The 22,024-nt window shown below is 70.3% G+C and carries 19 protein-coding genes; 9 read left to right on the forward strand and 10 right to left on the reverse strand.

The window, feature by feature from the left end; genetic code table 11:
* Positions 1-43: 43 nt before the first annotated feature.
* The 3 genes from ASF23_RS06280 to sucC form a co-directional block, all read right to left on the reverse strand.
* Complete coding sequence (locus tag ASF23_RS06280; RefSeq protein ID WP_055950723.1) at positions 44-2,110, reverse strand: cell division protein PerM; 2,067 nt, start codon at positions 2,108-2,110, stop codon at positions 44-46.
* A gap of 189 nt (positions 2,111-2,299) precedes the next feature.
* On the reverse strand, positions 2,300-3,187 hold the full coding sequence (gene sucD, locus ASF23_RS06285) for a succinate--CoA ligase subunit alpha (RefSeq protein WP_055950724.1): 888 nt from the start codon (positions 3,185-3,187) through the stop codon (positions 2,300-2,302).
* A gap of 16 nt (positions 3,188-3,203) precedes the next feature.
* Positions 3,204-4,388, reverse strand: a complete 1,185-nt coding sequence (gene sucC / locus ASF23_RS06290) for an ADP-forming succinate--CoA ligase subunit beta (RefSeq protein WP_268750843.1) — start codon at positions 4,386-4,388, stop codon at positions 3,204-3,206.
* A 360-nt stretch (positions 4,389-4,748) separates the two neighbouring features.
* Here sucC and ASF23_RS06295 point away from each other — a divergent pair, with 360 nt between their 5' ends.
* The 5 genes from ASF23_RS06295 to ASF23_RS06315 all read left to right on the forward strand — a co-directional run bounded on the left by ASF23_RS06295 (position 4,749) and on the right by ASF23_RS06315 (position 7,685).
* Positions 4,749-5,255, forward strand: coding sequence for an ester cyclase (locus ASF23_RS06295; RefSeq protein ID WP_055950729.1), 507 nt, complete (start codon positions 4,749-4,751; stop codon positions 5,253-5,255).
* The gene (locus tag ASF23_RS06300; protein WP_055950732.1) at positions 5,252-5,461 is read left to right on the forward strand and encodes a hypothetical protein; all 210 of its coding nucleotides are present in this window, start codon (positions 5,252-5,254) and stop codon (positions 5,459-5,461) included. Before ASF23_RS06295 ends, ASF23_RS06300 begins: the two co-directional genes overlap by 4 nt.
* Before the next feature lie 68 nt (positions 5,462-5,529).
* The gene (locus ASF23_RS06305; RefSeq protein WP_055950735.1) at positions 5,530-6,357 is read left to right on the forward strand and encodes an oxygenase MpaB family protein; all 828 of its coding nucleotides are present in this window, start codon (positions 5,530-5,532) and stop codon (positions 6,355-6,357) included.
* A gap of 63 nt (positions 6,358-6,420) precedes the next feature.
* Entirely contained in the window at positions 6,421-7,068 is a 648-nt protein-coding gene (locus ASF23_RS06310) for a pyridoxal 5'-phosphate synthase (RefSeq protein WP_055950737.1), read from the forward strand.
* A gap of 104 nt (positions 7,069-7,172) precedes the next feature.
* Positions 7,173-7,685, forward strand: coding sequence for a GNAT family N-acetyltransferase (locus ASF23_RS06315; protein WP_235510800.1), 513 nt, complete (start codon positions 7,173-7,175; stop codon positions 7,683-7,685).
* A gap of 202 nt (positions 7,686-7,887) precedes the next feature.
* Here the strand turns inward: ASF23_RS06315 and ASF23_RS06320 are convergent, their stop codons facing one another.
* The 4 genes from ASF23_RS06320 to ASF23_RS06335 all read right to left on the reverse strand — a co-directional run bounded on the left by ASF23_RS06320 (position 7,888) and on the right by ASF23_RS06335 (position 14,060).
* Entirely contained in the window at positions 7,888-10,374 is a 2,487-nt protein-coding gene (locus ASF23_RS06320) for an ATP-dependent helicase (protein WP_082473878.1), read from the reverse strand.
* Between the two features lie 56 nt (positions 10,375-10,430).
* On the reverse strand, positions 10,431-11,444 hold the full coding sequence (locus ASF23_RS06325; RefSeq protein WP_055950740.1) for a glycerophosphodiester phosphodiesterase family protein: 1,014 nt from the start codon (positions 11,442-11,444) through the stop codon (positions 10,431-10,433).
* A gap of 158 nt (positions 11,445-11,602) precedes the next feature.
* The gene (locus tag ASF23_RS06330) at positions 11,603-12,631 is read right to left on the reverse strand and encodes a LacI family DNA-binding transcriptional regulator (RefSeq protein WP_156364287.1); all 1,029 of its coding nucleotides are present in this window, start codon (positions 12,629-12,631) and stop codon (positions 11,603-11,605) included.
* Between the two features lie 184 nt (positions 12,632-12,815).
* Positions 12,816-14,060 (reverse strand): Gfo/Idh/MocA family protein, encoded by a 1,245-nt coding sequence (locus tag ASF23_RS06335; RefSeq protein WP_055950745.1) that lies wholly within the window; start codon positions 14,058-14,060, stop codon positions 12,816-12,818.
* A 213-nt stretch (positions 14,061-14,273) separates the two neighbouring features.
* On the opposite strand from ASF23_RS06335, the gene ASF23_RS06340 reads away from it, so the two are divergent.
* The 4 genes from ASF23_RS06340 (at position 14,274) to ASF23_RS06355 (ending at position 18,705) form a co-directional block, all read left to right on the forward strand.
* Positions 14,274-15,566, forward strand: a complete 1,293-nt coding sequence (locus ASF23_RS06340) for an ABC transporter substrate-binding protein (protein WP_055950748.1) — start codon at positions 14,274-14,276, stop codon at positions 15,564-15,566.
* Between the two features lie 94 nt (positions 15,567-15,660).
* On the forward strand, positions 15,661-16,626 hold the full coding sequence (locus ASF23_RS06345) for a carbohydrate ABC transporter permease (RefSeq protein ID WP_082473880.1): 966 nt from the start codon (positions 15,661-15,663) through the stop codon (positions 16,624-16,626).
* Complete coding sequence (locus ASF23_RS06350) at positions 16,623-17,534, forward strand: carbohydrate ABC transporter permease (protein WP_082473881.1); 912 nt, start codon at positions 16,623-16,625, stop codon at positions 17,532-17,534. The genes ASF23_RS06345 and ASF23_RS06350 overlap by 4 nt, the downstream gene beginning before the upstream one ends.
* 250 nt (positions 17,535-17,784) lie before the next feature.
* Positions 17,785-18,705 carry a Bax inhibitor-1/YccA family protein gene (locus ASF23_RS06355; protein ID WP_055950750.1) on the forward strand — a complete coding sequence of 307 codons (921 nt, stop codon included), beginning with the start codon at positions 17,785-17,787 and terminating at the stop codon, positions 18,703-18,705.
* Positions 18,706-19,061: 356 nt separating this feature from the next.
* Here the strand turns inward: ASF23_RS06355 and guaA are convergent, their stop codons facing one another.
* From guaA to ASF23_RS06370, 3 genes are read right to left on the reverse strand one after another with little or no spacing between them, the layout of a single operon-like run.
* Entirely contained in the window at positions 19,062-20,642 is a 1,581-nt protein-coding gene (gene guaA / locus ASF23_RS06360) for a glutamine-hydrolyzing GMP synthase (RefSeq protein ID WP_055950753.1), read from the reverse strand.
* On the reverse strand, positions 20,639-21,085 hold the full coding sequence (locus tag ASF23_RS06365; protein ID WP_055950755.1) for a DUF3817 domain-containing protein: 447 nt from the start codon (positions 21,083-21,085) through the stop codon (positions 20,639-20,641). Before ASF23_RS06365 ends, guaA begins: the two co-directional genes overlap by 4 nt.
* Before the next feature lie 9 nt (positions 21,086-21,094).
* Positions 21,095-22,024, reverse strand: coding sequence for an SURF1 family protein (locus tag ASF23_RS06370; RefSeq protein WP_055950757.1), 930 nt, complete (start codon positions 22,022-22,024; stop codon positions 21,095-21,097).

Raw genomic sequence — 22,024 nt, forward strand, 5'->3', positions numbered from 1 at the left:
GCCTCGGACTCCCGGTTCGAGCATCCTCGGCAGCGCGCCGCGATCAGCCGTCGCCCTTGGGCCGCCGCCACCACGGGAGTTCGTGCTCCGGGACGTCGTCGACCGCGCCGGTGTCCCAGTCGTCGGGTTCGTCCTCCGCCGCCGGTGCCGGACGCTGGATGGGCGTCGACGCCGTGAACCCTGCCGGACGGCGCGGCACGACACCGGCGGCGGGTTCGGTCTCGCCGAGCTCCGCGCCCGGCCATGCCGTGGGGACGTCGGCGGTCGCCTCCGGTCGGCTGGACGCGTTCGGGGTGTCGAGACGACCGCTCCGCGGCGGACGGGAGGCACGGCTCGCCTCCGCATCGTGCGTCGCCCCGGCCGGTTGGCCTGGTCCGTCGACCTGGTCGACGCCGGCAGCGCGTCCGGCGCGACGGGCGCGCATCGCGTTCGCGAGCAGTGCGGACACCCGGTTCTTGGCGTCACCCGCGAGTCCCGCGGCACCGGCCCCGGCGGCGGACGCCCGGTCGACGAGGGACGTGCGCTCCGGAACGGCGTCCCGGTCGGGCTGCTCGGTGCCGGGCTGCTGGGTACCGGGTTGCCGGGTACCGGGCTGCTGGGCGTCGGGCTCGATCTCGGGCTGCTCGCCGTCGGCCCGCTCGGGGACGTGTCCGGGGGCGTGCTCGGCAGCAGCAACCGTCGGCTTCGTCCCGGGCTCCTCGGTCCGGAAGCGCCGTCCGTGCGGGCGGGTGTCGGACGCACCCGCGCGTCCGAGCGCCCCGATGAACCCGCCGTCCGCCTCGTGCGTCATGGTGTCGCTGCCGGCGAGCACCACGGGCCGCGGCTCGTCGTCCGGGTGACCGTCGGTCTGCCAGCGCTCGCGGGAGGGCAGCCAGGTGTCCCGGTCGCGCAGCCGTACGAGGTCGCTCCCGACCGCCAGCGCCATCGCCGCGGGCACCCCGATCTCGAGTGCGGCGAACAGCCCGACGAGGAGCGGCTGGGCCCCGACCGTCGCGAGACGCCCGGGCCCGAACGAGCCCGACGACACCCACGCGACGAGCCCGACGAGGACCCCGCCGACGATCCCTGTGCCGGCTCCCGCGAGCGCCCGGTGGCCGGCGGTGTCGTTCGCAGTGCCGAGCGCCCGGACGAGCCTCGGGCGGAGGAACGCGGACACCAGGAAGGACCCGACGACGGGCACCAGGACCCAGAGCAGGCCGAAGCTGTGCCCGCTCGTCGGCAGGGCTCCGAACACCGGGATGCCCGGGATCGGTCCGAGGGTGGTGCCGATCGGCGACACGTTCGACCCGGTGCCGATGGCGAACCCGGGGCCGACGATCCACGACACGGCCCAGCCCAGGAAGTCCGGCAGGAACGCGAGCTGCCCGACGGTGATCGCGAGTCCACCGAGGACGCCGGCGTGGGACTGCTCGTAGAGGGTGATCACCTCGGCGTACGACCCGAGCACGAGGAACCCGACGAGGACCCCGGCGACGGCGACGACGATCGCGACGACCATGGTGCCTCCGCGGAGCGCGACGCCGGCGATCGCCCGCCAGACCGTGGGGATCCGGTCGACCAGGTCGAGGATCCGCGCGGTGACGGGGTCCGGCGAGGCACCGCGCCGTCGACGTGCGATCTCCGCGGCGGCGATGAGCGGAACGCCGTACCAGAGGGCCGGCAGCACGATCGACTGCCAGAGCGAGGGCCGGGTCGCGATGCTGATCGAGGAGGCCGCGATCGCGAACGACAGGGCGACGACCACCGCGATCCCCGTGACGGTGCCGGTCGCCCGGTGCTCCGTCTCCGCGAGGCGTCTGCCGGCCCGGGCCCCGAGCCACGCCGTGACGACCGCGAACCCGAGCGCCGCGATGGTCATCACGATCGGTGCACCGGCGCCCGGGAGTCCGGTCGCCGACGCGGTGGCCGCGTCGAGCACGAACGTGACGTCGACGCCGTGTCCGAGCAGCCAGATGCTGGCCGCCGCGCGCCAGAACACCACCCACGGGATCTGCAGGCCGTACTCGATGCCCCAGAGGAGCGTCAGCGGGACGAGCGCGACGCCGATGCCCACCGCCACCGCGATGACCGCCTCGACGGCGGCGAACAGGGCGGTGGCTGGGCGGTTCATCGTGGCGAGGATACGGGAGCCGGACGTCGTGACCGGTCCGCCCCTCCGTGGAACACCACCTTCGCGGCATGGCGCAGGGACATGTCTCTGCGCGTTGCGGTCAAGGTGGTGTTTTGCGGAACCGACCGCAGACGGACTGGAGGGACGGTGCCAGCTGGCACCGTCCCTCCAGTCCGTCCGTGCGCGCGTCTACAGCGCGGCGTAGGCCTCGCGGAGCAGGGCCGCCGTCTCCGACGGCGTCTTGCCGACGCGGACGCCGGCTGCCTCGAGCGCGGTCTTCTTGCCCTCGGCGGTGCCGGCCGAGCCGGACACGATCGCGCCGGCGTGGCCCATCGTCTTGCCCTCGGGGGCGGTGAAGCCCGCGACGTACCCGACGACCGGCTTCGTGACGTTCGCCTTGATGAAGTCCGCGGCACGCTCCTCGGCGTCGCCGCCGATCTCGCCGATCATCACGATGGCCTTCGTCTCGGGGTCGGCCTCGAAGGCCGCGAGGGCGTCGATGTGCGTCGTGCCGATCACCGGGTCGCCGCCGATGCCGATGGCGGTCGAGAACCCGAGGTCGCGGAGCTCGAACATCATCTGGTAGGTCAGGGTCCCGGACTTCGACACGAGACCGATCGGGCCTTTGCCGGTGATCGTCGCCGGGGTGATGCCGACCAGCGACTCCCCCGGGGTGATGATGCCGGGGCAGTTCGGGCCGATGATGCGCGTGGCCCCACCGAGCTCCTTGGCGTGCGCCCAGAACTCCGCGGCGTCCTGCACCGGGATGCCCTCGGTGATCACGACGACGAGCGGGATCGAGGCGTCGATGGCCTCCATCACGGCGTCCTTCGCGAACGCCGGCGGCACGAAGACGATCGAGACGTCCGCTCCGGTCTCGGTGATCGCCTCGGCGACGGTGCCGAACACCGGGAGCGTGACGTCGCCGTGCGTGACGGTCGTGCCGGCCTTGCGGGCGTTCACCCCGCCGACGACCTGCGTACCCGCCTTGAGCATGAGCGCGGTGTGCTTGGTGCCCTCGCCGCCGGTGATGCCCTGGACGATGACCTTCGAGTCCTTGTTGAGGAAGATCGACATTGGTTCGGTCCCTTTCCTACGCCGCGGCCGCAGCGAGCTCGGCGGCCTTCTCGGCCGCGTCGTCCATGGTCGCCACGACGGTGACGAGCGGGTGGTTCCTCTCGGCGAGGATGCGTCGACCCTCGTCGACGTTGTTGCCGTCGAGCCGGACGACGAGCGGCTTGGAGGCCGCGTCGCCGAGGATCTCGAGTGCGGCGACGATGCCGTTCGCCACGGCGTCGCAGGCGGTGATGCCACCGAAGACGTTGACGAACACGCTCTTGACCTGCTCGTCGCCGAGGATCACGTCGAGGCCGTTCGCCATGACCTCGGCGGACGCTCCACCACCGATGTCGAGGAAGTTCGCGGGCTTGACCCCGCCGTGACGCTCACCGGCGTAGGCGACGACGTCGAGCGTCGACATGACGAGCCCCGCGCCGTTGCCGATGATGCCGACCTGGCCGTCGAGCTTGACGTAGTTGAGGCCGTGCTCCTTGGCCTTCGCCTCGAGCGGGTCCGCGCTGGCCGTGTCCTCGAGCTCGGCGTGGGCGGCGTGGCGGAACTCGGCGTTGTCGTCGAGCGTGACCTTGCCGTCGAGGGCCAGGATCTGGCCGTCCTCGGTCCGGACGAGCGGGTTGACCTCGACGAGGGTGGCGTCCTCGCCCTTGTAGACGTCGTAGAGCTTGACGAACGCGGCCGCGACCTGGTCGACGAGCTCGGGGGCGAACCCGGCCTGCGTGGCGAGCTCGTGCGCCTTCGCGTCGTCGATGCCCACGGTGGGGTCGACCTCGACGCGGGCGAGTGCCTCGGGGCGTTCGACGGCGAGCTCCTCGATCTCCATGCCGCCCTCGACGCTGACGAGCGACAGGTAGGAGCGGTTCGCACGGTCGAGCAGCACGGAGAAGTAGAACTCCTCGGCGATCTGGGCACCCTGCGCGACCATCACGCGGTGCACGACGTGGCCCTTGATGTCAAGCCCGAGGATCGCCTTCGCGGCCTCGAACGCCTCATCCGCGGTCTTGGCGACCTTCACGCCGCCGGCCTTGCCACGACCGCCGACCTTGACCTGGGCCTTCACCACAACGACCCCGCCGATCTTCTCGGCGGCCGCCCTGGCGTCCTCCGGGGTGTCGGCGATGATTCCCTGCAGGACCGGGACGCCGTAGGACTCGAAGAGGTCCCTGGCCTGATACTCGAAAAGATCCACGCTGTTCTTCCTCACCGCGTCGTGTGTCGTGTGACTGTGTCGGCAGCGCCGGGTGCGATCTGTACGGCAGCCGTGCGCTCGGCACGACAGCCGTGCGGGTCGCGCGGCGGCGCTGGTTGCGGTCGGAGTTCTCGGCGTCGAGAGGTCGCTCGATGTCGAGACAACGGCCGTCGAGCAGCCTAGCGCCCGCGGCTGAGGCGTCGTCGCCGCGTCGCTTGTCCCCCGTCCGCTGTGTCCGGGATCGGCGTCCGATCGGGGATCGCACTGCGCGGACTGGGCGGGTGCTGGGGATCGGCGGAGCCACCTCGCCGGACGGGGTAGCCATGACAGTGGCGCCGACCCGCGGCGACCGAAGACTCTTCCCTGGAGGTCAGCATGACCAAGGACATCAACGTGCAGGCGCAGCAGCAGCTCGGCGGCATCATCGAGGCCCGTGACTTCGACCGCTTCGGCGAGGTCTGGGCGGACGACGTCGTGGACCACGACCCGGCTCCCGACCAGGCTCCCGGCATCGAGGGCATCGTGTCGTTCTGGAAGGGCTTCCTCGCGGCCTTCCCGGACCTGGCACTCGAGCCGCAGATCCTGACGGCTGACGACGAGGCGGTGTCCGTCGTGTTCCGCATCACCGGCACCCACTCCGGCGACTCGAGGGCCACCCCGCCACCGGTCGCACCTTCGACGTCCGCGGCATCCAGGTCGCCAAGTTCCGCGACGGCAAGATCGTCGAGCGCTGGGGATCGACGGACCAGAAGGGCATCGCCGAGCAGCTCGGGCTGGGCGGCGACGACGCCCACTTCGTCAGCGCCTGATCCGCACACGCAGCGCCTGATCCGGACACGCAGCGCCCACACGAACCGCAGCGAGCAGAGGAGCGAGCCATGACCGATCCGTACACACCCGAGGACGAGTCCCTCGAGACCGTCACGAACGACGCCGTCGCCGGCGAGACCGTCGACCCGCAGCCGGGTGACGGCACCGACGACGGCCCCACCGGCGGCGCACCCCGTGAGGGCGCGCCCGCCGAGTGGGAGCACGACGACGAGGCCGACGGTGTCGACTTCGGCAACGACCAGGTCAGCCCGCTCTGACGATCGGACCCACGGGGGCGGCAGACCGAGAGCGGTCTGCCGCCCCCTTCCGGACTGGAGGCCCACCCGTGCGCCCGCACCGCGCCTCCAGTCCGTCGCACCGTCCGTCCGGATCCGCGCTGCCGTCTCGGCCCGTCGGGCGCGACGTCCGACGCTTCGGCACGGATGCGTCCCTCGTCATGGCGGGCGGATGCGCGATCCTGCTGCAGATCGCGGACCCGGTGGTCGGCGCAGGTGTCGCCCGGCACAGCGACTTCGTGCACCGGCCCCAGCAGCGGCTCGTCCACACGCTGGCGTACGTCTACGCCGTCGTGTTCGGGACACCGACGGACGCTGCCGTCGCGAGTGCGTTCGTGGAGCGGGCGCACCGGCCGGTCGAGGGCGCGGACGACCCCGGTCGACAGCTCTGGGTCGCGGCGACCCTGTACGACTCGGCGATCCGGATGCACGAGCTGCTCCGCGGACCGATCGACCCCGCCCTCGCCCTCGGCGTGCTCCGCGCGTACGAACCCCTCGGGACCGCCCTGCGGGTCCCCGACGGCGTGTGGCCGACGACCGTCACCGCGTTCGAGGAGTACTGGGGTCGGACACTCCAAGGACTCCTGGTCACCGAGGACGCCCGTGCCGTGGTCCGCGACCTCCTGCATCCGCGGTTCGCACCGGCCTGGATCCGCATCGCGATGCCGCTCGCGCGGATCGTCACGGTCGGCATGCTCCCGACCTCGGTCCGGCAGGCCTACGGGTTCGCCTGGGGTCCCCGCGAGGAGCGCCGGTTCGCGCGGACGATCAGCGTCCTCCGGGTCGTGGTCCGGGCCGTCCCCGGGCCGATCCGCCGCCTGCCGCACCGGGTCCTGATCAGGGGGATGCGCCAGGCCGCAGTCCGGCACGAGCACTGACCTGACCGTCGGGACGAGCACGGACCTGACCGTCGTCCGGGGCGCGGTGGCAGGCTGGCGTGCGTGAGCACTTCCCTCTCCGGCGACGACGGCCTGCACCGACCCGAGTTCGACTCCCCACCGACCGACCCGATGCCGCTCGCGCGGGAGTGGCTCGACGCAGCGGAGCAGCAGGAGGTGTCCGAGCCGCTGTCGATGACCCTCGCGACCGCATCACCCGACGGCATCCCCCACGCACGGACCGTCGACGTCAAGTCGATCGACGACGACGGCCTGGTGTTCGGCACCTCGGAGGACTCGCCGAAGGGTCGCGACCTCACCGAGAACCCGTACGCCGCGCTGCAGGTGTACTGGCGCGAGACGAAGCAGCAGCTCCGGTTCGAGGGGCGCATCGTCCGGCTCGACGACGCGGCGTCCTACGCGCTGTTCGCGAGCCGCTCACCGAAGTCCCGTGCCGCCACCGCTGCCGCCGACCAGTCGGCACCGTTCCCCGTGGACGAGCTCGACAGCACGATCGGGGCCCTCATCGACACCGCGAACGGCATGCTCGGTGAGCACGGCGACGACGTACCCCGGCCGGACTCGTGGCGGGCGTGGCGTCTCGAGCCGACGAGCGTGGAGTTCTGGCAGTCGAGTCGCGACCGCATGCACCGCCGGCTCGAGTACCGCCGGGCGACCGGCGGCTGGACGGTCGTGCACCTGCAGCCGTGAGCTGAGCCCGCTCCGCCAAGGCCGGGCCGGGCCGGGCCCGTCCGCATCGCACCGCTCTCCGGACACCCCACCGCACGTGAGCGCGGTGTCATGTGCGGACGGCGGTGTCGTGCGGCGTCCTAGGCTCGGCGCATGGGGGAGTTCACGATCCGGACCGCAACCACCGACGACGCACCGGAGATCGCGCGGGTGCACGTGCAGGCTTGGCGGGAGACGTACGCCCACCTCGTGTCGGCCGAGTACCTCGCCGCCCTCGACGTCGAGGCGCGGGCTGCTCGCTGGCGGTCGATCATCGACGACGACTGCACCGACGTGTCGGTCGCTGTCGCCCGGGGCAGGTCGGCGGCTGGGCGTCCCTCGGCAGAGGTCGCGACCACGATGCGCCACGGCCGGTCGAGATCGAGGGCATCTACGTGCTCGCCGACCACCACGGGAGCGGCGTCGGTCAAGCGCTGCTGGACGCCGCCATCGGTGATGCGCCGGCGTACCTGTGGCGCGCTGCCGACAACGCCCGGGCGGCCGCCTTCTCTGCACGGAACGGATTCGTCCTCGACGGCACGCGGACGGTCCAGACGTTCGGGACCGAGCGGATCGACGCGGTGCGCATGGTGCGCTGACGCGCGTCTCGCCGGACTGGAGGCACGGTTCCAGACCGACCCGCGCCTCCCGTCCGGAGCGGCGCCGCCCGTCGGCACGCGTGCTGCTTCTGAACACGCGCGTCCAGGGGGAACACTCCGCTGGCGGTGTTCAGTGTGGACGACCGTGTTCAGAACACGGCCGCGAGCCGCGAGCCGCGGCCTGCGGGCCGCGGGTCGCGAGCTACAGCTTCTCGATGGGGGCGATCTTGATCAGGAGCTTCTTGCGGCCGGCGGCGTCGAACGCGATCTCGGCGATGCGCTTCGCACCGAGCCCGGTCACGCTCGTCACGCGGCCCTCGCCGAAGTCGACGTGCTTGATGCGGTCGCCCGCTTCGAGCTCCATGTCGCCGTTGTCGCGCACCTGCCCGGTGACGCGGTTCGCCCACTCGGTCTTCGGGCGGGTCTTGGACGCCGCCGTCGCCCGGTCGTACGACCCGCCCCCGAAGCCGCCACCGCCCCGGTAGCCGCTACCACCGCCACCGCCACCGCCTCCGAACCCGCCCTCGCGACGGGCGTTGAGCGCCCGGGGCTGCGTTCCGCCGCGGCTGTTCGCCATGCCCGGCGACTGCTTCCAGTCGATGAGGCCCTCGGGGATCTCCTGGAGGAAGCGCGACGGCATCGCCACGTTGACGTCGCCGAACTGCGCACGGGTCATCGCGAGCGAGAGGAACAGGTGCTTCCGAGCGCGGGTGATGCCGACGTAGAAGAGTCGGCGCTCCTCAGCGGGCCCGCCCGGTTCGGCGGCAGACATCCGGTGCGGCAGGAGGTCCTCCTCGATGCCGGTCAGGAACACCGCCTCGTACTCCAGGCCCTTCGCGGTGTGCAGCGTCATGAGGGACACGGTGCCGGACGAGTCGTCGAGTTCGTCCGCGGCGGCGACCAGCGAGACCTCGGTCAGGAAGTCCGACAGGGTGCCGTCGGGGTTGTTCTTCTGGAACTCCCGCGTGACCGCCACGAGCTCGTCGACGTTGTCCGCGCGAGCGGCGTCCTGGGCGTCCGGGGACGCCCGGAGCACCTCGAGCAGGTGCGAGCCCTCGAGCAGCTGCGTCAGGGTGTCCACGACGGGCTGCGTCGCCGCGCGGGAGGCGACGTCGTCGAGCAGCGCGGCGAACTCCGTGATCGCGGTGCGGACCTTGGGACCGAAGCCGAGTTCGCCCGCGTGGCGCAGTGCGTCACGGAGGGTCGTGTCGTGCTGGTCGGCGTAGCGCTGCAGGGTGGTCTCGGTCACGGCGCCGATGCCGCGCTTCGGGACGTTGAGCACGCGACGGAGCGAGAGCGGGTCCGCGGGGTTCGCGACGGTGATCAGATAGGACATGGCGTCCTTGATCTCGGCACGCTCGTAGAACTTCGTGCCCCCGAGCACCCGGTACGGGATCGCCGAGCGGATGAAGATCTCCTCGAGCGCACGCGTCTGCGAGTTCGTCCGGTAGAACACCGCCATGTCGCGGTAGTCCATCGACTCCTCATCGTGGAGCCGTTGGACCTCGTCCGCGACGAACTGTGCTTCGTCGTGGCCGGTGTACCCGGTGAACCCGGTGATCTTGCTCCCGGCACCGACGTCCGTGAACAGGTTCTTCGCCTGCCGGTCGAAGTTGTTCGCGATGACGGCGTTCGCGGCGTCGAGGATCGTCTGCGTCGACCGGTAGTTCTGCTCGAGCAGGATCACCTTGCTCCGCGGGTAGTCCCGCTCGAACTCGACGATGTTGCGGATGTCAGCGCCGCGGAACGCGTAGATGGACTGGTCGGAGTCACCGACGACCGTGAGCGACGCCGGCGCGATCGACCCGTCGGCCTCCCGCATCCGGGCGACGTGCTGCCCGCCGTCCTCGAGCCGGTCGACCTGCTCCGGCGCGACGGGGCGGGTGAGCTCGCGGATCAGGGAGTACTGCGCGTGGTTGGTGTCCTGGTACTCGTCGACGAGCACGTAGCGGAAGCGGCGTTGGTAGAGCGCAGCGACCTCGGGGAACGCGCGGAACATGAACACGGTCTGACCGATGAGGTCGTCGAAGTCGAACGCGTTCGCACGACGGAGGTCCTGGGAGTACCGGCGGAACACCTCGAGGAACATGACCTCCTGCGGGTCGCCGGCGTTCATGTCGCGCGCGTAGGACTCGACGTCCTGCAGCTCGTTCTTGGCCTTCGAGATCTTGTTCGCGACGGCGCCGACGGTCAGCCCGAGCGAATCGGCTTCGAGCTCCTTGAGGATCCGTTTGAGGAGCGCCTTGGAGTCGGCCGAGTCGTAGATGGTGAACGACGAGGTGAACCCGAACCGCTCGGACTCGCGGCGGAGGATCCGCACGCACGCCGAGTGGAACGTGGAGATCCACATGCCCTCCGCAGCGCCGCCGACCAGAGCCTCGACGCGCTCGCGCATCTCGGCGGCGGCCTTGTTCGTGAAGGTGATCGCGAGGATCTGGCTCGGCCAGGCCTCCCTGTTGGCCAGGAGCAGTGCGATGCGCCGCGTGAGGACGCTCGTCTTGCCGGATCCGGCTCCAGCCACGATGAGCAGGGACTCGCCGCGGTACTCGACGGCCTCCTGCTGCTGGGGGTTGAGGCCCGCGGTGAACGGGTCTTCGTAGGCAGCACCCGCCGTGCCCTGACCGTCTGGGCGGGAGGGTCCGCCTGCGCGGTCGGGCACCGGGTCGAATCCATCGAGCACGATCGTCATGTCCGAGACAGTGTAGGCGCGACCACCGACGCGCGACCCCGCCGCGGTCCCGGAGATCAGCTCCGCAGCGTGCTCCGCGCCGCGACAGCCAGGTCCGGGTGGTCCGCGAAGACACCGTCGATCCCGGTCCGCATCACCGAGGTGTACCAGCGCTGCCAGTCGCCGTGCGCGGCGACCTCTCCCCCGCGCTTGAGCGGTCCGGGGAGGAACCGGTTCTCGGGCCGCAGGGTCCATGCGTAGGCGACCAACCCGGCGTCGTGCGCCCGGTCCACGATGCTGCTGACGAGCCTCCCGGCCGTGTCCGGCGCGACCGTGTCGACGCCGGCCATGACGGTGCCGACCGCCATGCTGATGCCGTCGAACGAGCGCGCGAGCGCGGCGAGCGACGCGTCGGACCGCTCGGACTCGTACGTCGGGGCGGCGGATCCGTGGCGGTCGACCTCGTCGGCCGCGGCCCCTCTCGCCTCCATCAGGTACACCGAGCGTCCACCGGCCCCCCGCGCGGCGAGGTCCAGCAGCACCTGCTTCTCGAAGGACTCGAACGTCAGCCGGGCGTCGTCCCGCCAGCCGTGCGCGCCGAGGACGCCGTCCACGAGCTCGTCCATCGGGAACCCGGCGCGGTCGAAGAACGCGGCGTGCTTGACCTCGGCGACGAGCCCGATCGGCCGGGGTGCGGCGTCGATGATCGCGAGCAGGTCCTCGAGGCGCAGGATCGGCTCCTCCCCGTCGTGGGCGGCGCTCTCCGGGCGGAGCTCCGGCAGCCGTTCCCGGACCCGGAGGGTCGCGAGCTCGGCCCAGGTGAAGTCCTCGGTGAACCAACCGGTCAGGGTCTGGCCCTCGATGGTCTTCGTGGTCCGGAGGGGCCGGAACTCCGGGTGGGACGCCACGTCGGTCGTGCCGGAGATCTCGTTCTCGTGCCGGAGGACCAGCACGCCGTCCTTCGTGGGCACGATGTCGGGCTCGATGGCGTCGGCGCCGAGCTCGATCGCGAGCTCGTACGCGGCCCTGGAGTGCTCCGGCCGGTGGCCGCTGGCACCGCGGTGCGCGATGACGAGAGGGAGGTCGGTCATGGCTCCGACAGTACGGTCACGGCGCGCTCGGGGTCCGGGACTCGTCCAGCCCCGCCGGGTGTTCAGAACACGCCCATCCACGCCGAACACGAGGATGCGCGTGTTCACACCGGACGGCGGTGTTCAGAACACCCTCAGGCCCGGTCGCGCATCCCGCGTCAGTGGCACCCGCATGAGCGACGCAGCACGAGCTCGCCCCGGAAGAGCTCGTGGTGCGGCCGGCGGAGATCGCTCGACGTCGACCGACTGAGGACCCGCTCCACCGCGCTCTCGGCCATCCGCTCGATCGGCTGGCGGTACGAGGTCAGCCCCGGCCAGGCGTACTCCCCTTCCCAGGTCCCGTCGAACGCCACGATCGCCACGTCGCCCGGGACGTCGATCCCACGCTCATGGAACGCCCGCAGGACACCGACGGCCGTCCGGTCCGACGCGATGAAGAGCGCGGTCGGCCGATCGGGGTCCGCTGCGAGCCCAGTCCCGACCTCGTGGCCGCCGGGACGGGTGATCGCCGCGCCGAGGAACGGGCCGGCGGGCAGCCCTGCCGCGGCCATCGTCTCGCGCCAACCGACGTGCCGCGGTTCGTCGACGTTCGGCTCGCCGATGAACGCGATCCGCTCGTGGCCGTGGTCCAGCAGGTGCTGCGTCGCGACGACGGCACCGTGCCGCAGGTCGGCGCCGAGGCTCGCGACACCGCTCACCGGGTTGACCGCGTTCAGCTCGATCCACGGCAGTCCCACTCCGTCGAGTGCGACACGGTCGAGTGGGGTGTCGCCCGGGAGCACCAGGACTCCGTCGACCTGCCGGGACGCGAACTCGTGGAACCGACCGAGGACGTCGTCCGGGTCGAGTGACGATGCCGTGGTGTAGAGCGCGTAGCCCCGCGCGCGGGCGGCGGCCTCGATGACGCTGGCGTACTCGCTGAAGAACGGGTTCGCGAAGATCGGGTCGGCGCCGTCCGGAACCACGAGGACCAGGGTCCTGGCGGATCCGGACTTGAGCGCCCGCGCCGCCTGGTTCGGGCGGTACCCGAGCTCGGCGACCGCCTCCCGGACCCGTTGCGCCGTCGCTGCGGCCACCGGAGCGCCGCCGTTCAGCGTGTAGCTCACGACGGCATCGCTGACGCCCGCGAGCCGCGCGACGTCGCGCCGGGTCGCCTTGTGCGGCGGGGTGGGCATCGGCTGCGTCACGGGTTGCTCCTCCTCGACTGCGTCCACCCTACGGCGGGGCTGCGCAGCCCTACGGCGGGGCTGCGCAGCCCGGTCCCCACTGGCGCACCCGACCTGCCGGACTCGAGCCGTCCCTCCAGTCCGACCGTCGCCCCGTCGCCCCGCGCACCGGACCTGTCGGGCGCGGGGCGTGCCGTCCGGTCCGTCAGGCCTCGGCGCGCGATGCCTGCAGCGACTCGCCGACCGCCACCGGGGCGTCCCCGAAGTCGGGGATCGTCAGTCGGGCGCCGTCCTGCAGCGCGGACTCGTGCGCGACGAGGCCGGGCAGCGTGTACCGCGCGGCCTGCCAGGCGTTCACGGGCGGCAGCACGTGCCCCTCGACCGCACGGACGAAGTCGTCGACGAGGAACTGGTGGCTGCCCTCGTGGCCGTTCGGCGCGACAGCGAACTCCTCCGGCAGGCGACCGGACTCGGCGTCGTGGACCGGCGCGTGCCCGGAGACGAACGAGCTGCGGAGCGCCGGCGACACGTTCGCGAGCCGCGGGTCGTCCTCGTCCATGGTGTGCCGCGTCGCGATCTGGTTGGAGACGTCCTCGGCACCCTGCTTGTCCTGCCAGATGCTCGTCGTCGCGAGCTGCTCGAAGCTGCCCTGCGTGCCGAACCAGCGGAAGCGGCTCTCGCGGAGGTGCGACGGGTAGCCGACACGGCGGAACTCGTTGATGCGCATGGACCCGCCGCCGGCGAGCTCGAACAGTGCCGACGCGTTCGAGAAGTCGTTGTCGAACATGCTGACCTCGGTGTCGAACACCCCGTCCTGCTCCTGGTCGTGCACGCCGATGCAGCTGACGCTCACCGCGTGACCCGGGATCGCACCGAGCACGCCGCCGATCGCGTGGGTGGGGTACCACATGGGCGGGTAGCTGGCGGTGGACTTCCAGTCGTCGCCGCCGCTGTAGCGGTAGGCGTCGTAGAACCCGAGGTCCATGTCGTGCAGGTAGTCGCCCTCGGCGTAGATGATCCGGCCGAACGCGCCCTGCTCGAGCTTCTGGCGAGCGAACACCGTCGCGGGGTTGTACTGGCTCGTCTCGCCCATCATGTAGGTGAGCCCGGTCTCCTGCACCGCCTCGATGATCGCGCCGATCTGCTCGCGCTCGACCGCCATCGGGACCGCGGAGTAGACGTGCTTGCCGGCGCGGAGGGCCTTGAGCACCAGCGGGCCGTGCGTCCAGCGCTGGGTGAAGATCGCGACGGCGTCGATGCGGTCGTCGGCGAGCATCGCGTCGAGGTCCGGGAACGTGCCGGCGAGGTCGAGGTCCGTGACGAGCTGCTCGGCACGCCCCTCGATCACGTCCGTCGCGTAGACCGCGCTGATGCCGGGGTGGAGCTGGAACAGCGTTGCGAAGTGCGCGGAGAACTGGCCGGCGCCGACCATGCCGAGGGTGAAGCTCATGACGGGGATTCCTTCTGTGCGTCGTTGCGGTGGAGGGATGCGCCGTCGCGGTGAACGAGGCGCGCGCTGATGAGGTCCAGCTTGCCAGGTTTCGTTTACTCGGGTCAACCGCGGTGGCATGTCGTCGGAAGAAGCCATTGCGGGCATGGGTTTACTCGGGTAATGTCCGGCGGCAGCGAGCACAGTGGCTCGCCCCACCACGGAGGTCCGACAATGCCGTCACAGATCCGAACGACGCCGAACACCCGCTCCGCACGGCGCATCGTCGCCATCACCGCGGCGGCCATCGCCGTCGCCGCGACACTCACCTCGTGCAGCGCGTCGGGGTCGGCGTCCGGCACGACGACGCTCGAGTTCCAGACCGCGCAGTCGGCGGACTCCCCGCTGCTCGCGGCGCTCACCACCGCGACGAAGCAGTTCGAGAAGAAGAACCCGTCCATCAAGGTCGACCTGAAGACCGGCGGCAACGACTACGAGTCGCAGATCAAGGTCCGACTCGCGGCGAACAACCCGCCGGACCTCTGGGCGACCCACGGCTGGTCCCTCGACCGGTACAGCTCGTTCCTCGCGCCCCTCCAGGACGAGTCGTGGGCGAAGCACTTCAACAAGGTGCTCGACCCCGCGATGAAGAACGACGAGGGTCAGTTCTTCGCACTGCCCGTCGACACCGCGGTGTCCGGGCTCATCGTGAACGAGACGGTGCTCCAGAAGGCCGGTGTCACGGCGGACTCCATCACCGACTGGGACTCCTTCATGACCGCCTCGGACAAGGTGGCGAAGAGCGGCGCCACCCCGCTGACCCTCGCCGGCTCGAAGGACGGTTCCGCCGGGAACGTCGTGGACTGGCTCGCGCCGGGCGCGTTCTCGGACGCGCAGCTCGCGTCCTTCGGCAAGGGCGACTTCCAGAAGCCCGCCTACCAGAAGATCCTCGACGTGCTCGAGCAGTTCCGGACCAAGGGCTGGATCAACCCGGACTACTCGTCCGCGACCGGTGACGACATGGCCAAGGCCCTGGCCGAGAACCGCGCCGCGTTCGCGCTGAGCAGCAACTCGCTCATCGCGCAGGCGCAGGAGTACGCCCCGGACGCCGACCTCCAGTTCGTCCCTGTCCCGGCGCTGAACGGCTCGAAGCCGTACCTGATCGGCGGCGAGAACACCGCGTTCGGAGCTGCTGCGAAGGGTGCGCACCTCACCGAGGCGAAGAAGTACCTGGCGTTCCTCGCGACCCCGGCGGTCGACGCGAAGCTCGCCGAGTCCACCGGCAGCCTCCCCGGCCTGACGAACGTCACTGCCGACCTCGGGTCGCTCGCGCCGAGCTACGAGCAGTGGGTCACCCCGAACGACGTGCCGCTCCGCCCGTACTTCGACCGGGTGTCGCTGCCGAACGGCATGTGGAACACCGTCGTCACGACCGCGGACAGCGTCGTCGCGGGACAGTCGTCGCCGTCGGCGAGCACGAGCAAGGTCGCGAGCGACTTCTCGACCCTCTACAAGAAGACCAAGTGACGTCGCCGGGTCGGCCTGCGGTGAGCAGGTCGGCCCGGAACGTGGATCGGCCCGCGGTGAGCAGGTCGATCCGGAACACAGCCTGGAGGCCCGCATGAGCTCTGCAACGACCGTCGCGCAAGCAGGATCCAACGCGACCGAACCGCCCGCCGGGCACCCGCCACGGCGCACCGCCCCCCGCCGGTCGAGCCGCTTCCGCGGCGCGAGCGTCAACCTGCTCTACGTCCCGGCACTCGCGCTCTTCGCGGTGTTCACGATCTACCCGCTGATCAGTGGCGTCCGACTGTCCTTCACCGACTGGGACGGGTACACCCCGGTGTTCTCCTGGGTCGGCTGGGCCAACTACACGCGACTGTTCACCGACGACACGTTCCGCTCGGTGCTCGTCACGACGTTCGTCTACGGGATCGGGAGCACCCTGATCCAGCAGGTGCTCGGCCTCGGGCTCGCACTGGCCCTCGACAGCAAGCTCCGCGGACGGAGCGCCGCGAAGGCGATCATCTACCTGCCGGTGCTCGTCTCGCCGATCGTGATGGGTACGTTCTACTACCTGCTGTTCCAGTACGACAACGGGACGCTCAACGACATCGTGGTCGCGTTCGGCGGCCAGCGGCACGCGTGGCTCAGCAGTGCAGCGAGCGGCGTCACGATCATCGTCATCGTGAACTCGATCCAGTTCGTCGGGACCTCGATGATCATCTACCTCGCCGGACTCCAGTCGATCTCGCCGGAGTACACCGAGGCGGCGATGCTCGACGGCGCGAATGCGTGGCAGCGGTTCTGGGCGGTGACGCTCCCGCTCCTGCAGCCGGCCTTCGCGACGAGCATCATCCTCAACCTGATCGGCGGGCTCAAGCTCTTCGACGTCATCCAGGTCCTGACCGGCGGCGGCCCGGGGACTGCGACGAGCTCGGTGTCGACGCTCATCGGCACCACCTACTTCGCGAACCAGGCCGCCGGGTACTCCTCCGCGATGGGCGTGGCGCTCTTCGTGATCATCGCGATCCTCACCGTCGTGGCGAACGCCGCACTCAACCGCCGTCGTCTGGAGCAGTCATGAGCGCCGAAGCCCCCGTCCGCCGTCGTACCACGGCACCCACGCCGACCCGATCATCGCCGACCGGGTCCGCCGGAACCCCGCCCCGCTCCACGGCCTGGCTCCCGAACTCGCTCATCAGCGTGTTCGTGCTCGTCGTCGTGGTCCTGCAGCTCCTGCCGTTCTACGTCGCGCTCACCACGTCCCTCAAGCGCAAGACGGACCTCAGCCCGCAGTTCTCGTTCCCGATCTCGAACCTGACGCTCGACAACTTCCTGCAGGCCGTCTCGCAGGGCGGGATCTTCCGCGCCATGCTCAACAGCGTGCTCGTGGCGGGCGTCTCGACGCTGCTCGTGTGCTTGCTCGGGGCCCTCGCCGCCTACCCGCTGGCCCGACGCCGCACGAGCCTCAACAAGGCGGTGTTGAGCCTCAACGTCGGGCTGATGATGGTGCCGGCGCTGAGCATCCTCGTCCCGCTCTACTCGCTGCTGTCGAAGATGCACGCCCTGAACACGTACTGGGGCATCATCCTCGTGATGGTGACCACCGGGCTGCCGCTGGCGATCTTCCTGTACAGCTCGTTCATGCAGACCCTCCCCGCGTCGGTCGAGGAGGCTGCCCGCATCGACGGCGCGAACCTGTTCCAGTCGCTGTTCTACGTCGTCATCCCGATGCTCAAGCCGGTCACGGCGACGGTCGGGATCATCACCGGCGTCGGGGTCTGGAACGAGTACGCGCTGTCCGGGTACATCCTGACGACACCGGAGACCCGGACGATCGCCCCGGCCATCGCGTCGTTCTTCTCGATCCAGTCGAGCAACCTGCCGACCGCGGCAGCCGCTGCGCTCATCGCGGTGATCCCGATCGTGGTCGCGTACCTCTTCCTGCAGAAGTACTTCGTGAAGGGGCTGGTCGGCGCCGAGAAGGGCTGAGAGCGTCTCGACCCTCAGCACCTCCGCATCCGTCATCGAGAGGACCCCCGGCTCGGCGCAGTACGTTCTGACTACGCGCATCGCAGATGCACCCGTTCGGTCAGGACCCCTGCAGTGTGCTCAACGCGAATCCTCAGCCTGGGGGTCGAATCGGCCCGTAGTCTGAGAGAACGCGGATGTTCGCATCCGTCAGGTCCGCTCGGCAGCTGCCGACGCGGACTCCAAGCAGCAGAGGAATCCTGAGGACCCCATGGCCTTCAAGCCCGGTTTCGACCAGTCGCCCGCCTTCAACGACGCGGGACGCAACGCCTTCAACGGGTCGCTGAACGGCGCCCCGTACGGCCAGCAGCCCGCGGCAGGGCAGCAGTACGGCGGCCAGCAGTACGGCCAGCCCGCTGGTCAGCAGCAGTACGGCCAGCCGTACGGCTCGCAGCCGCTCTCGCCCGAGCAGCTCCAGAACATGTACGACCGTCCGGCAGCGGGTCCGGTCGAGACCGAGCGCATGACGTACGAGGACACGATCGTCAAGACGCTCGTCGCCTTCGGCGTGCTGCTCGTCGGTGCCGTCATCGCGTGGAACATCCCGATGCTCGCCATCGTCGGCGGCGTCGTCGGGTTCATCCTGGCGCTCGTCAACACCTTCAAGAAGAAGCCCTCGCCGGCGCTCGTGCTGCTCTACGCGGGCATGGAGGGGCTGTTCGTCGGTGGCATCTCGGCCATCTTCAACGCGATGCCGAACCTCGACGGCATCGTCGGCCAGGCCGTGTTCGGCACGCTCGGCGTCTTCGGTGTCACGCTCGTGCTGTTCCTGTCCGGCAAGGTCCGTGCCAGTGCTAAGGCGACCAAGATCTTCCTCATCGCGATGGTCGGCTACCTGGCCTTCTCCCTTGTCAACCTCGTCCTTTCGTGGACTGGTGTCACGCAGGGCGCGTACGGCCTTCGCAGCATCGAAATCATCCCGGGTGTTCCCCTCGGCGTGATCATCGGCATCCTCGTCGTGATCATGGCGGCGTACTCGCTGGTCCTCGACTTCGACCAGATCAAGACCGGCGTCCAGCGCGGTGCTCCTCGCATCTACGCCTGGACCGCAGCCTTCGGTCTCATCGTGACGCTCGTGTGGCTGTACCTCGAGATCCTCCGCCTCCTGGCGATCCTCCGCGGCAACGACTGACCAGTCGTCCCGCAGCATGAACCAGGCCCCGCCGACGCGTCCCCGTCGGCGGGGTCTCTTGCTGTGCAGCTATCCTGTGCGGCCAGCTCGCAAGGCACCGCCGTCCGCACAGAACACCGCCCCCGAGGACGGTGTCGCGTCCGCAGAGCGGTGTCCTGCAGTCCGGCCTGGAGGCACGCCCCACGTCCGCCAGTCCGGTCCCCTGCGCAAGACACCAGGAAGGCCGCATCTCGCAGGGGAATGTCCCTGCGAGATGCGGCCTTGTTGGTGTTCAGCGGGGTCAGCTTCCGGCGCCGTGCTCGCAAGCTCGCCCGGAGTGACTCCGCGCAACGCTTCGCGTTGCCCCTAGCGGAGAGTCACTCCCACTCGATCGTTCCCGGCGGCTTGCTCGTGACGTCGAGCACGACCCGGTTGACGTCCTTGACCTCGTTCGTGATCCGGTTCGAGATCTTCGCGAGCACGTCGTACGGCACCCGGGTCCAGTCGGCCGTCATGGCGTCCTCGGAGCTCACCGGGCGCAGCACGATCGGGTGCCCGTAGGTCCGCCCGTCACCCTGCACGCCCACGGAACGCACGTCCGCGAGGAGCACCACCGGGCACTGCCAGATCTCCTGGTCGAGCCCGGCCGCGGTGAGTTCCTGGCGCACGATGGCGTCGGCCGAGCGGAGCAGGTCGAGGCGGTCCTTCGTGACCTCGCCGACGATGCGGATGCCGAGTCCGGGCCCGGGGAACGGCTGGCGTCCGACGATGACCTCGGGCAGCCCGAGCTCACGGCCGACGGCGCGGACCTCGTCCTTGAACAGCGCCCGGAGCGGCTCGACGAGCTCGAACTGCATGTCCTCGGGGAGCCCGCCGACGTTGTGGTGGCTCTTGATGTTCGCGGTGCCGGCCCCGCCGCCGGACTCGACGACGTCCGGGTAGAGGGTGCCCTGCACGAGGAACTTCACAGCACCCTCGTCGGAGGACGCCTGGGCCTCGAGCACGAGCGCCTCGGCGGCGGCCTCGAACGTCCGGATGAACTCGCGCCCGATGATCTTGCGCTTCTGCTCGGGGTCGCTCACCCCGGCGAGGGCGTCGAGGAACTGCTGCTCGGCGTCGATCGTGATGAGGCGGACACCGGTCGAGGCGACGTAGTCTTCTTCCACCTGCTTGCGCTCATCCGCCCGGAGCAGCCCGTGGTCGACGAAGATGCACGTCAGCTGGTCGCCGACGGCCTTCTGCACGATGGCGGCGGCGACGGCGGAGTCGACCCCGCCGGACAGCCCGCAGATGACGCGCGACGAGCCGACCTGGGCCTGGATGCGGGCGACCTGCTCCGCGATGACGCTGTCGGAGTTCCAGTCACCGGGGAGACCCGCGGCCTTGTGCAGGAAGTTCTCGATGACCCGCTGGCCCTCAGCGGAGTGCTTGACCTCGGGGTGCCACTGCACGCCGTACAGCTTGCGCTCGTCGGACGAGAACGCGGCGACCGGTGTGGAGGAGCTCGATGCGAGGACGTCGAAGCCCTCCGGCGCACGGCTCACGGAGTCGCCATGCGACATCCACGTGGTCTGTGACGACGGCTGACCGCCGAGCAGTGTGCTGTCGGTGCCGGACACGGTCACGTCGGTGGCGCCGTACTCGCGGAGGCCGGTGTTCGCGACCTCGCCGCCGAGCGACTTCGCCATCACCTGGAACCCGTAGCAGATGCCGAGCACCGGGACGCCGAGCTCGAGGATGCCGCCGTCGAGCTCCGGCGAGCCGGTCTCGTAGACGCTGGACGGGCCTCCAGACAGGACGATCGCCGCCGGGTCCTTCTCCTGGATCTCGGCCGCGGTGATCGTGTGCGGCACGATCTCGCTGTACACGTTCGCCTCGCGCACGCGGCGCGCGATGAGCTGGGCGTACTGCGCGCCGAAGTCGACGACGAGGACGGGACGCTGGTCGGTCTCGCTCACCGAGCGGCCTCCTTCTCACGCTGCTGGGCAGCGGTCAGTTCACGGTGGGTGTCCAACGCGATCGCCGCCATGCGGTGCTCGACGACGAACGAGAGGAACGGGATGACACCGCCGAGTGCGATCCAGAGGAACCGGAGCGGCTTCCAGCGCATGATGCTCCAGAGGCGGAAGTCCGAGAACAGGTAAAGCACGTAGAGCCATCCGTGAGCGATCAGGATGCCGATCGACAGGTTGAACGTGCCCGGCTCCTTGCCCGCGGTGCCCTCCGGAACGAAGAACCCGCTGCCGCCGAGCTGCATCTCGGTGTGCAGCGGCGTGTACTTCAGGACCATCTCGAGCACCAGCAGCAGCAGCATCACACCGGTGATGTAGGCCGAGACGCGGTACAGACGGACGGCTCCCGGGATCTTCGGGATGTCACGGGTTCGGACGGTCAGGGCCATGGGTCGATCCTACCGTCGACCCGCACCGGCTCCGGCGAGTGGCCGGGGCTCCTGTGCACCTTCGGATGCGCCACCGGTGAGCACGACCTCAGGACCGTTCGACCCGAGGTGCGAACCGTCCACACGCGCTCCGCCGGACCCCGGCCGGTCGTCGTCGCCGTCCCCCGGACCGCCGCCACCGCCACCCCCGTCGCCGCCGGCCTCACCCGCCTCGTCCTGCTCACGCTCCCAGGCGTCACGCACGAAGCGGTACCAGAGGAACACCGCGAACCCGGCGAAGACGACCCACTCGACGGCGTAGAAGAGGTTGAGCCAGTCGAACTGGACATCGCGGGTCGGGGCGCGGTCCGCGATCGCACCGAGATCCGCCTGCGATGCGGTCGCAGCGGTCGCGACGACGTACCCGCCGTAGACCGTGCCGTCGAAGTGCTTCCACTCGTTCACGAGCGATGCGACGGCCACCGACGACTGCCGTCCCTTCGTGAAGTCGTCCTGGTCCGGCGACTCGGCGGGGTAGTAGCGGCCCTCGACCGTCACGGTCCGCCCGGTCACGGCACGCGAGCCGCCCGCGAGCGCGTCAGCCCGGGAGTCCGCGTACCCGATGACGACCGGCAGGCTCGCGCCGGACGCGTCGACGACGAAGTTCCCGACGGTCTGGAACGACCCGCCCCCGCTCCGACCGGTCAGGACGACGGTGTCGTCGGCCGCGAAGTGTCCCCGCACCCGGACCTGCTGGCCGGCGAGGTCCTCCGGCATCGCGGACTGCGGCTTCGCGACCGCGTCGAGTGTCCTGCGGGTCTCGGTCGCCGCCGGACCGGGCTTGCCGTTCTCGATGCTCCGCTGCAACTGCCACTTGCCGAGCCCCGCGAAGGTGCCGGCGAGCGCGAGTGCGAGCAGGAGCAGCGCGATCCACCGCGGTCGTCTGGCAACAGCCCACAT

Source organism: Curtobacterium sp. Leaf261, from assembly GCF_001422205.1.
Lineage (GTDB): Bacteria > Actinomycetota > Actinomycetes > Actinomycetales > Microbacteriaceae > Curtobacterium.